Genomic DNA, 14,280 nt, shown 5'->3' with positions numbered 1-14,280 from the left:
GAGTCGCGCCGCGCTTTCCAGGCGCTGTAACAATCGAGTCAGGAGCCCAGAACGCCTTCGATTTCGGCCAACGTTGCCTCGTCCAGGGTGATTCCGCTGGCCGCCGCGTTCTGCTTGACCTGTTCGGGCCGGCTGGCTCCCACGATGACGCTGCTGATATTGGGCAGACGCAAAATCCACGCCAGCGCCATCTGGGCCATGCTGACGCCGAGGCGGGCCGCAATCGGGGCCAGTCTCTGCACGCGCGCCAGGGACTCATCGCTCATCGCCCCTTCGCCCGGCCGCATGAAGATGCTCATTTTCTCGTCGGTGGCGCGCGTGCCCGCCGGCGCCGGCTCACCGGGCCGGTACTTGCCCGTGAGAACGCCCTGCGCCAAAGGCGAGAAGATTACCTGCCCGATCCCGTGCCGTTCGCAAGTGGGGATGACTTCGCGCTCGATCGATCGCCCCAGCATGTTGTAGTAAGGCTGGTTGCTGACCATCCCGTAGAGGCCGCGGGACCGCGCCACGTTCTGCCCCTGCTCAATCTGCTCGGCGCTCCACTCGCTCACGCCGTAGTACAGGATCTTGCCCGCCTTCACAAGGTCTTCCAGGGCCAGGATGGTCTCTTCGACCGGGGTGTTGGCGTCCCAGCGATGACACTGGTAAAGGTCGAGATAGTCCATTCCGAGGCGCTGGAGACTGGCGTCGATCTGCTCCCGGATGTGCTTCCGGCCGAGGCCGGAGCCGTTGGGGCCGGGTCGCATCGGAAAGTAGACCTTGGTGGCCACCACGATTGTGTCACGCGGGTATTCACGCAGAACCTTCCCGTAGACGAGTTCCGCTTCGCCCCTTGCATACACGTTCGCGGTGTCGAAAAAGTTGACGCCAAGGTCGTAGGCCGTTCTCACGCATTGCGCGGCCGTGTCGTCTCCCACGGCATTGCCGTAAGTGAGCCAGCTCCCGAGTGCGACCTCTGAGACTTGCATGCCGGCGCGACCGAGGCGCCTGTACTTCATTGCGGTTTCCGCCATTGGGGGAGGTGTCCTTTCGAAAGGTGATAAGGGATTGTAGTGCTGCGCTCGCGGTGATGGGCCGGCGAATCGCCATTGACTCGCCGGCCCATCGCACTTCAACCACCGACACTAAAATAACGTCGTTACGGCAGGTCGAGTTCCAGTCCAACCGCGCGGGCGAGGACGCGATCCACGTCACCCGGGGTGATCTTTCCGTCCCCAAACGATCGCAGCGCGTCGGGGGATACCGTGTCCCGAGGATAGACGTCGGCCCGAAGGGTCTGCATCGGGCTTCCGATTCCGTCCCCGCTGGAAACATTCATCAAGTTCACGGCGTCGAGCACCGTCACGACGCCGTCGCCATCCGCATCGCCGCCGGGCACGGCCTGGTATGCCGACACCAGCCCGCTCGTGTCACCCACAACCACAAGGTCGCCGGACACAGCGGGCGAAGCCAGAATCGGACCGCCGGTATAGGCGCTGCTTCCGGCCGAGTACCAGACCGTCGCGCCGGTGGTCCGATCCGCAACGTACACCCGCCCGGTTGGCCAGGTGGGATGCGCCGGGTCCGTGGCGGCGGCCACGCCCACGATCACCGACGAAGGCGTGACGGCGGGCGATGAAAGGTACTGCTGGGACCTGTTCGGCAGCGGCGTCTTCCACAGGAGCGTGCCGGTGGCGCCATCGTCGCGGTATGCGTAGAGTTGGGACGTACCAAGGTTATTGCAGTAGCCGCCGGCCAGGCAGATGAAATTGCCGTCGGCGGCCGCGCTCGAGATGATGGCGTTCTTGTAGTCAAACGGGCTCAGAGTGTCCGGATCCGGCACAGGGCGCATCGGCGCATCCCATGCGAGACTGCCCGTGGCGGCGTCTATGGCGTGAAGGTTCCAGTCGTAGTTTCCCCCGGTGATGTACACTCTTCCGTTTCCGAACGCCGGAGAGGCGCGGAAGATGCCGCCGTTTGTATAGAACGGTGTGGACCACAAGGCTGTCCCATCCGGCTTCAAGCCATACACGTAGCCATCCTGCGAAGCGCAGTAGATATTCTGCGTGGCCGGGTCCACCGCCGGCGAGGAGTAAACGAACTGGAGCGTCGAAAAATGCCAGGCCTCGGGCGCGGGGTTGGCAAAGCCCGCCGGAACCGCATAGATATCCTTCTTCGGGTATCCCGTGCAGCAGATGATGTTCGTTCCCGAGAAGTTGGGAGAGGCCCGGTCCTGCCAGCCTCCGCTGTTGTGGACCCAGAGGCTGGACCCCGTGGCGGCGTCGAGGGCGGTGAGGCTTCCGCCACTGGTCACAAAGTAAACGACGTTGTCCCTGACCAACGGCGTGGATTCGATGCGGTCGCCCGCCGCGGCTTCCCAGAGGAGGTTGCCGGTGCCGGCGTCAAAGGCGTATACGTGGGTGTTCTGGCTGGCGATGAAAACCGTGCGCCGTTGGACTCCCCCTATGGTGACGGTGGCGATGGCAGCCGAGGCTGAGATGCCGGGGCCAAAGGTCGCGCCGCCGACAATCAGCGAGGGGAGCCGAACGTTCCAGACGGGGGTAAGCATCGTTCCGGAGGTTGCCGGAGCGGCGCCGGAAAGCGTCTGGCCGCCTCGGAACTGCGGCCAGTCCGAAGCGAGGCAGGCAGGCATTGTACTGACAAAAAACGCAACGCCGCTGACAAGCACGTTGCGTCTGAAGCGCCGGTCCATTGTGACGCGCTCCTTCAGGATTGGGAATGCGGAAGCATCGAGACAACGGGTCGGCTGTCCGCCGCGGGCATCAGCCCGTTTGTGGTGGGGATAGAGAGATTTGAACTCTCACGCCTTTCGGCACTGCCCCCTCAAGACAGCGTGTCTGCCGTTCCACCATATCCCCATGGCTGTATTCTATTCTACCGGTGCGCGCACGCGCCTTCAATCAGGCGGCGTGTGGCCTTCAGCCCGCGAGGTGGGCGAAGACGGCCACCGCGAAGGAGAGACCCAGAAACCAGAACGCCAGGTTCTTCGCCAGGTTGTCCATCTTCTCTTCGTAGCCGCCCTTGTAGCGGGACGCATCAGCGTTTTGTCCGCTCAGCGCTCCGCCCATGCCCTGATCCTTATTGGTTTGGGACATGACGACCGCGATAAGCGCAAAGGCGACGAAGAACTGCGCGATCATCGCAATGTTGTGGAGTATTTCCAAGACCTGATGCTCCTTCAAGGCGTTCAGAATTGACGCCTTTCCATATTACCACGCGAGGAACGGGTGTGTCAAACGACGGCAGCGGCGCTTTGGGAAGGCGAAGCGGCGGTGCCCTCGCGGTCGCTGTCATCACCCGCTATGCCCGCGTCTATAATGGATTCTAGAGAGGAAACAGCCCCCTGATGGAAGGTCCCGATAACAGAACCGTCGTCCTGCTGAAAAGCAAAGCAACAAAGAACCGCTTCTATGCCCTCGTCCCGCCGGAGATGGGATGGCACAACGCGGAGGAGATCAACGATTTTCCCGAGGATATGACCCTCGGAATCGCCTACCCCTGCCTCGAAGACGGCCTGAATGATTTCGCCATCATCCGGACCACGTTCGAAACGCTGGAAGCGTTCTCGGACGACCCCGAACTCCAGGCCGAGATGATGGCCATGATTCAGACGGCGCGCGAAAGCCTCGTGCTGCGCCTCGGCGAACTCCACGAACGTATCGCGAAACGCCAGTCCTTCTTCCTCGGCACGGATATGGAAGAGTTCAAGCGCTACTCCATCCGCCTGTGCAAGGACGGCACCGACCGCCGCACCCTCGACAATATGATGAAGGTCAACGTCTTTCAGTCGGTCCCTACCGCGGATCCCGGCCAGGACGCTTACATCTATCGCTGGGAACTCCTTCCGCAGCACTCGCTGGACCAGACCCAGGACCTCGAAGCCCGCGCCTTCGTGGCCATGCTCATCAAGGACGTTCTCCTCTCCGTCCAGAACGACGGCAACTACTGGGACAAACTCTGTTTCGACCGCGACGTCTTCCAGAAATTCATCGCCCTCATGTTCGTCAACTACGCCACCACCGACCCGATGTTCTACGGCACAAACAAGGAAGACTACGGCGTGGCGGCCGGCAAGGATATGAGCAACACACCGCTCTATCGCGCCGTGGGCATCGCCCTGCGAAAACTCGAGCGCGAGGAACCGCCGATCCTGACCAGCGCCGATACCGAAGCCGTCCATAATCTGTCGGCTGAAGAGGGCGGCCACATTGGCCCCGCCCCCGGCAATGAACACCTCATCGTCGGCTCCCTGATGCAGATCGCGGACACCATGCGCCTCCTGGCCGGCTCGGACACGCAGCGAGCCAGGGAATCCCGCAAGATGCTCACCATGGGGCTGGGCAACCTCGTCACCCAGTTGCAGAACATCGGCGCCGTCTCCCCGCTGGCCCTGCAGCAGTTGGAAGTGCTTCTCAAGCAGTACGGCGTGGACGGAACGACCGCCGCCGACTAGGCGCCCATCACTTCTCCCGCAAAACAGTGAGCGAATACGGCGGTAGATGGTAGCCGTCGCCGGGCGGCTTGAGGATGTAGGATCTGCGCGGCGGGAGGTTCACCACCGCCCGGCCGCGCTCGCTGTCCGGCTTCCAAACGTACTGCCCCCTCGAGAACTGGACCTGCTCAACCACCGTGCGCCACCCGCGGATATCGCCGGTCTGTGCGTCCAGCAGACGAACGCTCACGTTCCACCCCCGCGACGGGTCCTTGTTAACCAGCAGCAGGGCCCGCTTTCCGTCCGGATCGCGCTGGCTGTATGCGGTTACGAGTGGCAGCCCCTTCGGGTTGCGGATGTCGGTCGCGCACGCCTCTATCCGATGATCCTTCGAGGCGCCGCGCAGGAAATCCTTCATCAGCATTTCGGCGCCCCAGCACGCCGCCGTAGCAGAGAGGCCGCCGCGCAGGTCATCGTACAGAAACAGGGCCAGGTTGCCCCAGGTGTCGCACGCCGGGGACTCGCGCAGCAGCCTGTTTGGCTCGTAGCCGTAGAGGTACGCACTATGCCCGCCCAGTGTGAGAAACTGCCCCACGATGTCCGCATTCATCAGCGCCGCCTCGATATCCACCTCGACCCGAGCGGCGAATGAGGAGTAGCCGTATTCCGTGATGACCATCGGCATGTCCCTCGGAACGCCCTCTTTCCAGAGGCGCCGCAGGGTATCCCCAAGCAGCGTCGGCTCCTGGAGGAGTTGCTGGGTTATGGACCCGCAGACGTCATCGAACGGATACCACTCGAAGGAGAAGAAGCCGAGGTCTCCCGATCGCTTCCGGGAAGCGAGGTAACTGAGGAACTGGTGAGTCCACGACCGGTCGCCTTTCGCGTCCACCCAGGTCGGCCAGCCGCCAACATCGGTTTGGAACCCGGGGCCGCCGAAAACCAGTTTGGAGTTGACCTTCCGAAGAGCGGTCGCCCACTGCACAAAGAGCGCTCCGTAATCGTCCGGCGTCATGAACTGACCGTCCGGCTCCTCTCCCAACTCCACATTGGCAACGGGATAACCGCGCGCCCTCAGATAGCGCATCGCGGCCGCCCCGTTTTCCGGTGTGTCATACAGCATGCCAACCGGCAGCAACGGAGGTCGCTTGTTCGGAAGCCCGCTGCGCATCAGGAGGTCGAAGCCCGGCTGCTCGATCCGCCGGTCCATATCCTTCTCGCGATGCCACGGGTCGGTGGAGGACGCATAGATCACGGTCTGGCCTGTAGCGGAGTGCGCGTGGCGGATCGCATCCACCAACGTGCCTTTCGCGTTCACCGTGCCGGCGTATATCTCGCGGATCGCGTATCCCGTCGCGTCGCGAGGGTCCGTCGAGTTTTTCGGCGCCTTACCCGAGGACGCTGTCAGTACGACGCGGATGAGGCGCGCGTTCAGCGGTACCCGGCATAGTTTCAGAAACGCTTTGCCGCCCCGGGCGCGCGTGGCCAGGCCGCTCGGGAACGCCTTCCATTGCCGCCCGTCAACGGTGGAGGATATCCCGTCGGCCTTCCGCCCCGGCGAAATCGGCCAGTACTCGACCCGGTAATCCGTGGCATAGGGCACGCCCCACGCGATCTGGATGGCGTTGACGGGAACGGCCGCGCCCAGGTCGATGACGAGCCACTGCGGGTGCTTCGCATTGTCTTCGCTCGTATAACGACGGTCCAGATACGGATTGCTCTTCCAGAATGTAGCCTCGTCACCGTCGGCAATCCGGCTGTAGCCATCGTTGTTTGCCTGGTCGATCGTGCTGCCCCGGCGGGGTAGCCGATAGCCGTACGATACATTGATGGGTGGCCCCGGCCGGGCGTCGGACGTCCAGTAGCCCTGTTTCCGCGCCGGGTCGCTCCAGCGGCCTTTGGGGTTCCAGTGCCACGCCTCGATCGCCAGTTCGGTCCGGAGGCGGTAGGCGAGCGGCCCGAAACCCACCCCGCGCATCACCTTAAGATTCGCGGGAGTGTACACCATCGCGACGTCACCGTATTCCAGGCCATCAACCGTCGCGCCGAGGTCTCTGGATGGGACGACCACGTTGGCCGGACGCACGGGGTTCTCCAGCACCGTCACCACGCCGGAACCGTCGGGAACGGTCGCGCAAAACGGGCCCGTTTCAACGGCGAGGAGAGCGACTGCAGCCATGAACGTGGACGGGTACTTCATGTCTCGCTCCGCCTGATGAGTTCGTCGATCAGTGAGGCAGCTTGCGCGCGCCCCTCCGTTGTGGCATGGGGGTCCTCGGCCACCGTCACGGTGAGCTCCGCGCCTCCCCGAATCCCCTCGGGCAGCCACGCCAGCGGGACATCCACGCTGCGTCCATCAGCGGCGACAATGACTCCTAAATCGCCCTCGATCCGGTCCAGAAACACGCGTGTCCTGACGTTTGGCATTGGCTCCGCTCGCTGAAGAAGGGCCGCCTGAACTGTGAACGCCTTCGGTGGCCCGGTGGAACAGCCCCATGATACAGCGCCGCGCGATGGGAGGCCAAACCGGGTGCGTGTCTGGACTATGGGGCCTGCTGGGTCACGTTATTCCTCATCGGCTGAAGCCGTGTGATACGCCGCGGTATCTGAGCGCTATTCAGACACGAATGCGGCCAAACGCAGCGTTGCACCGTCCGGCCCCGGCGACGTATAATCAGCTAGATACTCATGCTGTAATCATTTCCCGCTTCCCCAAAAAGGACCGCACCCGATGGACTCCCGCAAGCACCGCGCGTTTACGCTCATCGAACTGCTGGTTGTCATAGCCATTATCGCGATTCTGGCCGCGATCCTGTTCCCGGTGTTCGCGAAGGCCCGCAACCGCGCGAACAGCACCGCCTGCCTCAGCAACATGAAGCAGCTCGGAATCGCTCTGTATACCTATCTTGCGGATTACGACGACTGCTACCCGGTGCTGCGGCGCGTGAACGTTCCGGTGCCCTACACCTGGCGCGAATCGCTGGCGCCGTACGCGAAGAGCAAGGACGTGTTCGCCTGCCCCGCCAACCCGGACGCCCGGAAATTCCCGAAATCCACGGCCGAAGGCGGCACGCTTCCGATCTCCTATGCGCTGAACGGCAGCCTGTTCGGGTCAGTGGACGCGGATATCACCAAATTCCGCGTGGTGACGATGCGTCAGATCAAGGAGCCCTCGAACTCCATCTTCGTCGTGGAGTCGCGCCACCCATCGGCGGAGGTCGGCATCTGGCTTGTGGGCCTGTACATGTACCCGGCGCAGAAGCAGGGTTACTTCTTCCACCACAGCGGCCGGATCAACATGGTCCTCTGTGACACGAGCGCAAGGTCGATGAAGATGGCGCAGACGATTATGCCGTCCGACTACTGGCACGATCCCCGGGTGCCCATGCCGACCGCGGCGGACCGTCAGGCGATCGCCAATACGATCATCGAGGAGTACCGGTAGCCGAGCCTGGTCCGCCCACTTCGGCGTATCGGAAGCAATCAACCGTGTGGTCGTTGACCATCCCGACCGCCTGCATGAACGCGTAGCAGATGGTGGAGCCGACGAACTTGAAGCCCCGGCGGAGCAGGTCTTTGCTCATGGCGTCCGACTCGGGCGTCTTCGCGGGAACCTCCTCAAGGCTCTGCCGTGCGCTGCACAAGACCTTGCCGCCCGTGAACTGCCAGATGTAGGCGTCGAAGGAACCGAATTCCGCCTGCACAGCCAGGAATGCGCGGGCGTTGGTGATGGCGGCGTTCACCTTCAGGCGGTTGCGGACGATGCCGGGGTCCGCGAGCAATTGCTCCACTTTCCCCGGCCCGTATTCCGCGACCAGCGCCGGGTCGAACCCGTCGAACGCTGCCCGGTACGATGCGCGCTTCTTCAGAATGGTATCCCAGCTCAGGCCGGCCTGAGCGCCTTCAAGGATCAGCATCTCGAAGAGGCGCCGGTCGTCGTGAGACGGCGCGCCCCACTCCTCATCGTGGTACCTCGCCATCAGGTCGCCTGAAGCCCACGCGCATCGCGTCACCCTACTTGCCCTCCGCCGGCGTGAGCGTCACCGCCCGAAGGTTCATCACCGCGTTGCCCGGTTTGCTGACCGCCTTGACCGTCAGCGTGAAGCTTCCCGCGGACGGGATCCGGATTTCGCCCAGCTCCACGGGGATGAATGCCGACCAACTGCCGGTTGGCGTCACTTCGCCCTTCACGGAGCTGTTGCCTACGGTGACGTTGTAAACGCTGCCGCCGGTCCCGGAGTCGCACGCCTGATCCACCTTCACCGCGAAGGTCCCCGGCTTTGTCACCCGGAATTTCCACGAGGCGAAGCCGTTCGCATCCGTCCAATAGCCGATCGCATCCTTGCCGGATTCGTACTGAAGGCCGGACTTGAGGTCGGCATCCTGAGCCGTCAGCGAGATCACACCGTTGGCGGCCTGCGCGAGTTCCGGCAACGCTACTTTCGGTGCGCCGCTGATCTCCAGCACAACCACGGTTGCGACGGGGTCAGGGAGTGGACTCGGGAGCGACACGGTCGCGCCGTCCGCGTTCGTGCCCACTTTCAGCGCCTTGTGCGCGGTATCCGAAAGCAGGTAGGCGGTTTTCACCTTCGTCTGGAGACCCGGCAGTGTGATGCTGTCGCCGGATGCGTTGAAAACGTGCGCGTAGAGCTTGCCCTTGCGCTGGGTCACGCGGCCCCACGTCAGGGGCTTGGGGAATGGGCCGGCGGACGTGCCGTAAACTGACTCGCCGTTCACCTTCAGCCACGCGCCCATCGCCTTCAGCCGTTCCACGCTTTCCGGCGGGATAAGCCCCTCGGAGGTCGGCCCGACGTTCAAGAGGTAGTTTCCGCCCTTGGACGCGCAGTCGATGAGGTTGCGAATAAGCGTCTCGGACGACTTCCAGTTGTGGTCATCCACCTTGTAGCCCCAAGAGTCGTTCATCGTCATGCACGATTCCCAATCCACGCCGGGCAGGCCGCTGCCGGGAATGGTCTGCTCCGGGGTGCCGAAATCGCCGACCGGTTCCGCGTTGGTGGACATCCCGCCCATTCCTGATCGGCCCGTGTCCACGCGATTGTTCACGATGATGCTGGGCTGAAGGCCGCGAACGTAGTTATACAGGTCAACGCCCTGTTCGTGCGTCCAGGTGTCTTCCCATTCGCCGTCGAACCACAGCACGCCAATGTCGCCGTATCCGGTGAGAAGTTCCTTCAACTGGGCCTTCATGTATTTCACATAGCGTGAGTAATCGGGCGACAGGCCCGGTCGCGGATCCCAGGCACGGCGCGGTAGGTAGTCCGGGTGATGCCAGTCCATGATCGAGTGGTAGAAGCACAGCTTGATGCCTTCCGCCTTGCAGGCCGCGGCCAGTTGGCGCAGGATGTCCTTGCCGTACGGCGTGTTCATCACGCTCCAGTCCGTCTGCTTGGTATCCCACAGCGCGAACCCTTCATGGTGCTTGCTGGTGATGGTGATGTACTTGACCCCCGCCGCCTTTGCGAGCCTCACCCACGCCAGGGCATCGAACTTGACGGGGTTGAACTGCTTCTGCAGCGGTTCGTAGTCCGCGACCTTTATCTGGGCGTTGTTTAGGAGCCATTCCGAGGCGCCGTCCACGGTCTTGCCATTCCAGCGGCCAGCCGGCACGGCGTAAAGGCCCCAGTGGATGAACATGCCGAATCGGGCCTCCCGCCACCACGCCATCCGCGCGTCCTTCTGGGCTTTGGTCTCTTTCGCCGTCGCTCCACTCGCGGGAATCGCCCCGCAGATCGATAAGGCCAGCAGAGCCAGCGCAAACGCCTTGATCATGATCATCTTCTCCTCTAGGCAGGTTGGGCTTCCGTGCCCGACACAACGCCGGTGAAGGGCCCTGGGCCCGGCCGGCGGGTTCGGTTCAGGATTGCGTTTCAGTATCCAAACGTAATCTTCACAATATGCCGCCCTTTCGTGAGCGGCACCGGCAATTCCGCGCCGGTCGGCGTATCGACTTCGGTGAAATTCATCGAGTGTCCGTCAATCTTTACACTCGTCACGTCGCGGCGCAGCGCAGACCGCAGCGTAAACGCTTCGGGCGAGTTGACCCGCACGATGGCGGAGTTGGCGCCATAGGATCCGCCGGGGATCGGTGCGCGCCCCCAGTCCGTGAGCACCATCGGCGCCTGCTGGGTGATGATTTCGGCGATGGCGTTCGGCCCCACCCAGGCGTTATTGCGGTTGGGCGCGGCCGCCGCCACCCACTCGCGAAGCTCCTCCTGCCCCGCCCCGAACCACGCCCTGGCGAACAGGTGCGGGAAGGTGACGTAACCGGAATTGCCGTTATAGGTCACCTCGGCCTCGTACTTGCGGGTCGCGTCGTACCAGTCGGGATAGAACCGCGCATATTCGTCGAGGTACCTCTTCCACGCGGTCGGCTGCGTGGTCGCGTACAGGCAGAGTATCTCCGGCATACATCCGTCGCCGCTCAGCAGCGTGGTAACGCCCCACGGGTCGCCGGCGAAACTGGCCGTTGTGAACGAGGAGTTCTCCCAGAACCCCAGTGCCGCTTCGTTGGCCTCCACCATACCGTGCGCGCGCCCCCATTTTGTGTACGCGGGGCGCATCGCGGTGAGCAGCGCCATCCTCGCGAGGCGGTAGGCATACTTCTCCTCAGCCTCTCGGTCGCCGAGTTTTCGCGCGATGTCCAGCATCGCGGCCATCCCGGCATACCCGGCGTTCAGCGCGTCACCCGTTCCCGTGCTGTAACCGTCCTCCGCGTTACAAACCGTCATCCAGGCATAGTCGTCGGCGAGATCGAAATAGCCCGCGAGGCGCTTGGACGCGGGCCAATGCCGCCTCACGCGCGCCCAGTCGCCCGTCGTCGTTCCATATTTGTACAGCCCGTACAGCGGCAGCCCGATTCCCCATTCGATGTCACATTGCCGCGTCTTATTGTCAATCGAGTAGCCCCAGAGGAACGACCGGCTGCTGAATGGCTCGGTCATCGACTTCCATCGCTTGAGCGGGGTGTCACTCTTGTATGGAGGCAGTGTGAAGGCCGCATCCAGGTGGGCCGTCCACGCGTCGCGTGCCTTCAGTTTGTTGTCGTGGGTCAGCAGATTCCAGGCCATGGCCGCGTTCGTTACGCCGGCGTAGCCCAGGTCCACCCCGTTGCGGTTCCAGGCGGCGGGCCAATGCCCGCAGACTTCGTTGAGCAAAGGCGTCAGCGGGTCCTGTTTGGCCGGCGCCAGGTACCCGCGCTCCACGACCGGCGGAACCGGCAGGCTGTAGGTCAGTGTCCCGTCTTTACCGCCAAACACCAGCGGGCCGTATTTGCAGAACAAACGTCCCGGCGCGATGGGCTTCATCGGGTATTGGTGCGACGCCGCGAACGCGAGCATCGGCGGCAGTGCGATCCGGGCGTTCGCCGGGGTGTAGGTGTCCGTGATCGATACGGCGCCGGCCGAGCGGTCAAGCCGGAAGGTCTCCTTGACCAGGCGCGCGATCGGCTGATGCGTGTCCACGAGGCCGATGAAGCGTTTCACCGCCGCCGAATCGGTTAATGTGCGGCGCTCCAGCGAAGGAACCGTCACTCGCACAATCATCGGTGAGTCGCATTCAGCCTCCAGCGTGCGCTGAATCACGGTGTCACGGAGAAATCGTACCCGCTTCGGCATCGGGCTGAACGTGAGGATTGCCGGAACCGACCCCTCGTCCTCCATCACCACGATATCCGCCGTCTTCATGGCTATCCAGCCGTCTGACGGCGATTCAACCGCCGCGCCGTTCACTGAGGCGCCGAATGCCTTGTTCTCGCTGAAGGTAATGCGCGCCCGAACGCCGAACCTGGCTTCCATGCCCGGATAAAGCAGGGTATAGCGAAGCCATCCGGGCCCGTCCGGTGTCGGCGCAAGGAGAATCGTCTTCTGAGCGGCGCCGACGGTCAGCACGCGCTCCACACGGCGGGTGCGCCAGGACGCCGTAATCCCGTTTGGAACGCTCACACCGTTCGGGGATACGTTCATTGTGAGCAGGCCATCGCTGTTGCTGAACCCGAACCGTCCGAAAGAGAACGGCTTGTCTCCGCCGCAGGCTGCTGAAACGGCGGCGAATGAGAGTACGCAGGCGGCAAGAATGCGCATGGCGTCGATTTCCCCTTTCCCAGCATCCAGTATGGCACCGGGCACGCTAGAATGGAGGCAGGTAAGATCACCCATTTAACCCCCAAAGGAGACAACACCAATGAGAGTCGGTATCTGTACGTTTAGCGACGGCCGCGAACGCGCGATGCTCGCAACACGCGATGACTGCTTCCGCTTCCAGGGCGACATCGCCGCATTCCTCAAATCCGAGGGGCATGAGGTCGTCGAAGCGAAGGATCTCATCTGGAACTGGAAAACCGCCAAGGAGCAGGCCGGCGCCCTGACGGATGCCTCCTGTGATGTGGTTATCTACAATTTCGCGGTCTGGGCATTCCCCGATTTCACCGCCCAGGCGGCCGAGCACACCGAAGCGCCGATCCTCTTCGTCGGGTGCATCAATCCGGCGTACCCGGGCTGGGTTTCGTTCTTCGCATCCGCCGGCGCCCTGGAGGAGATCGGCCGCCCGTTCGGCCGCGTCCTCGGCAGTATCGACAAGCCGGATGTTCAGGCAGGGGTCCGAAGATTCCTCGCCCTGCACACACCGGCAAAACAGGCCACCGGCGACGACGTCGCCCAGCGCCTCCGCGGCCAGCGATACGGCGAATTCGACGGCCCCAGCATGGGCATGTACACCGGACACATCGACCAGAGCCAGTGGATGGACCAGTTCGGAATCAACGTCTATCACCGCAGCCAGCTCACCCTCGCCTGGATGGCCGAGAAGATCGCGACCGACCGAGTACAGACCGGGCTGGATTGGCTGAAGGCCAACTGCAAGGAAGTGCAGTTCGACGGCAAGCAACTGACCGACGGGCTGGACGGCACGCTCGCCCGACAGGTGCGCGTTTATCTCGCAGCCAAGGACCTCTGCCGCGACGAAGGCATCGACTTCTGCGGCCTCACCGGCCAGGTGGATTACACCGAATGGGAGAAGGGCTGCACGATGGACATCGCCGAAGCGCTTCTGAACGACACCGTGGACTGGGAAGGCGATAAAAAGCCCACCATCTGCGCCACCGAATGCGACAGCAACGGCGCGCTCTCGATGCAGATTTTGCACGAACTCACCGGCACGCCGGTCCTCTTCGCCGACCTCCGCCACTATCACGAAGACCTGGACGTTTACGACCTAGTGAACTCGGGCCAGCACGCGCCGTGGTTCGCCAAGCGCAGCAGTGTATGGAAGGAAAACTGGAAGGAAATCCGCCTGATGCCCGCGTCATCCTTCTACTTCAAGGGCGGCGGCGCCAGCGTGCAGTTCTACGGCGCACCGGCCGAAAAAGTCACCTACGCCCGCCTCACCCGCAAAGAAGGCCAATACCGCATGGCGATGTTCACGGGATCCTTCGTGGATTTCGGGTGGGACAAAAACGAGGAACTGGGACGACAGACCGACTATTCGTGGCCTCACATCTGGGCGAAGTTCGACTGCAGCGTTCAGAGCCTCGCGCAGAACTACAGCGCCAACCACATCCACGCCGTGATCGGCGATTACATCGGCGAACTCATCGCCGTCTGCAATACCCTTGGCATCGACCCCATCGTACTGTCGTAAGCGAGAGAGCATTCAGCATCCAGCATTCAGCATTCAGGTCCTGGATGCTGGATGCCGGATGCTGGAAGCTATATCCCCTACTTTCGCCTACGAAGGCCAAGCAGAGGGAGCGAGCCGGCGCCGAGAAACTCGAGGCTGCCGGGCTCGGGCACTGCGTCGTTCTCGGTGTTGATGCTACGGCAAGTCCGTTTGTA

Annotated in this window: 11 protein-coding genes and 1 tRNA gene; 3 read left to right on the top strand and 9 right to left on the bottom strand. The window is 63.0% G+C overall.

Annotated features, from left to right (window positions below; translation table 11 throughout):
- Positions 1 to 38: 38 nt before the first annotated feature.
- From VGM51_06415 to secG, 4 genes are all read right to left on the bottom strand, one after another.
- Positions 39 to 998: an aldo/keto reductase family protein gene (locus VGM51_06415; GenBank protein ID HEY3412674.1), complete on the bottom strand. Its 960-nt coding sequence runs from the start codon at positions 996 to 998 to the stop codon at positions 39 to 41.
- A 140-nt stretch (positions 999 to 1,138) separates the two neighbouring features.
- The gene (locus VGM51_06410; protein HEY3412673.1) at positions 1,139 to 2,692 is read right to left on the bottom strand and encodes a PQQ-binding-like beta-propeller repeat protein; all 1,554 of its coding nucleotides are present in this window, start codon (positions 2,690 to 2,692) and stop codon (positions 1,139 to 1,141) included.
- Between the two features lie 82 nt (positions 2,693 to 2,774).
- Positions 2,775 to 2,858 (bottom strand) — tRNA-Leu (locus VGM51_06405).
- 60 nt (positions 2,859 to 2,918) lie between these two features.
- Positions 2,919 to 3,164 carry a preprotein translocase subunit SecG gene (secG, locus tag VGM51_06400; GenBank protein ID HEY3412672.1) on the bottom strand — a complete coding sequence of 82 codons (246 nt, stop codon included), beginning with the start codon at positions 3,162 to 3,164 and terminating at the stop codon, positions 2,919 to 2,921.
- A 182-nt stretch (positions 3,165 to 3,346) separates the two neighbouring features.
- Here secG and VGM51_06395 point away from each other — a divergent pair, with 182 nt between their 5' ends.
- Entirely contained in the window at positions 3,347 to 4,453 is a 1,107-nt protein-coding gene (locus VGM51_06395; GenBank protein ID HEY3412671.1) for a hypothetical protein, read from the top strand.
- A 7-nt stretch (positions 4,454 to 4,460) separates the two neighbouring features.
- On the opposite strand, the gene VGM51_06390 is transcribed toward VGM51_06395, so the two are convergent.
- The gene (locus VGM51_06390) at positions 4,461 to 6,632 is read right to left on the bottom strand and encodes a discoidin domain-containing protein (protein HEY3412670.1); all 2,172 of its coding nucleotides are present in this window, start codon (positions 6,630 to 6,632) and stop codon (positions 4,461 to 4,463) included.
- Entirely contained in the window at positions 6,629 to 6,859 is a 231-nt protein-coding gene (locus VGM51_06385) for a DUF3006 domain-containing protein (protein ID HEY3412669.1), read from the bottom strand. The genes VGM51_06390 and VGM51_06385 overlap by 4 nt, the downstream gene beginning before the upstream one ends.
- 304 nt (positions 6,860 to 7,163) lie before the next feature.
- Here VGM51_06385 and VGM51_06380 point away from each other — a divergent pair, with 304 nt between their 5' ends.
- Positions 7,164 to 7,877 (top strand): prepilin-type N-terminal cleavage/methylation domain-containing protein, encoded by a 714-nt coding sequence (locus tag VGM51_06380; GenBank protein HEY3412668.1) that lies wholly within the window; start codon positions 7,164 to 7,166, stop codon positions 7,875 to 7,877.
- Here VGM51_06380 and VGM51_06375 read toward each other — a convergent pair.
- The 3 genes from VGM51_06375 to VGM51_06365 form a co-directional block, all read right to left on the bottom strand.
- Positions 7,858 to 8,412: a DNA-3-methyladenine glycosylase I gene (locus VGM51_06375; GenBank protein ID HEY3412667.1), complete on the bottom strand. Its 555-nt coding sequence runs from the start codon at positions 8,410 to 8,412 to the stop codon at positions 7,858 to 7,860. The two genes, VGM51_06380 and VGM51_06375, sit on opposite strands and share 20 nt — an antisense overlap.
- 34 nt (positions 8,413 to 8,446) lie before the next feature.
- The gene (locus VGM51_06370; protein HEY3412666.1) at positions 8,447 to 10,222 is read right to left on the bottom strand and encodes an alpha-L-fucosidase; all 1,776 of its coding nucleotides are present in this window, start codon (positions 10,220 to 10,222) and stop codon (positions 8,447 to 8,449) included.
- Between the two features lie 98 nt (positions 10,223 to 10,320).
- Complete coding sequence (locus VGM51_06365; GenBank protein HEY3412665.1) at positions 10,321 to 12,531, bottom strand: hypothetical protein; 2,211 nt, start codon at positions 12,529 to 12,531, stop codon at positions 10,321 to 10,323.
- A 100-nt stretch (positions 12,532 to 12,631) separates the two neighbouring features.
- Here VGM51_06365 and VGM51_06360 point away from each other — a divergent pair, with 100 nt between their 5' ends.
- The gene (locus VGM51_06360; GenBank protein HEY3412664.1) at positions 12,632 to 14,086 is read left to right on the top strand and encodes a fucose isomerase; all 1,455 of its coding nucleotides are present in this window, start codon (positions 12,632 to 12,634) and stop codon (positions 14,084 to 14,086) included.
- Positions 14,087 to 14,280 lie beyond the last annotated feature (194 nt).

It is taken from the genome of Armatimonadota bacterium, assembly GCA_036504095.1.
GTDB lineage: Bacteria > Armatimonadota > DTGP01 > JAKQQT01 > JAKQQT01 > DASXUL01.
The sequence above is the reverse complement of the archived record's forward strand: the minus strand, read 5'-3'. Positions and strand labels throughout refer to the sequence as shown.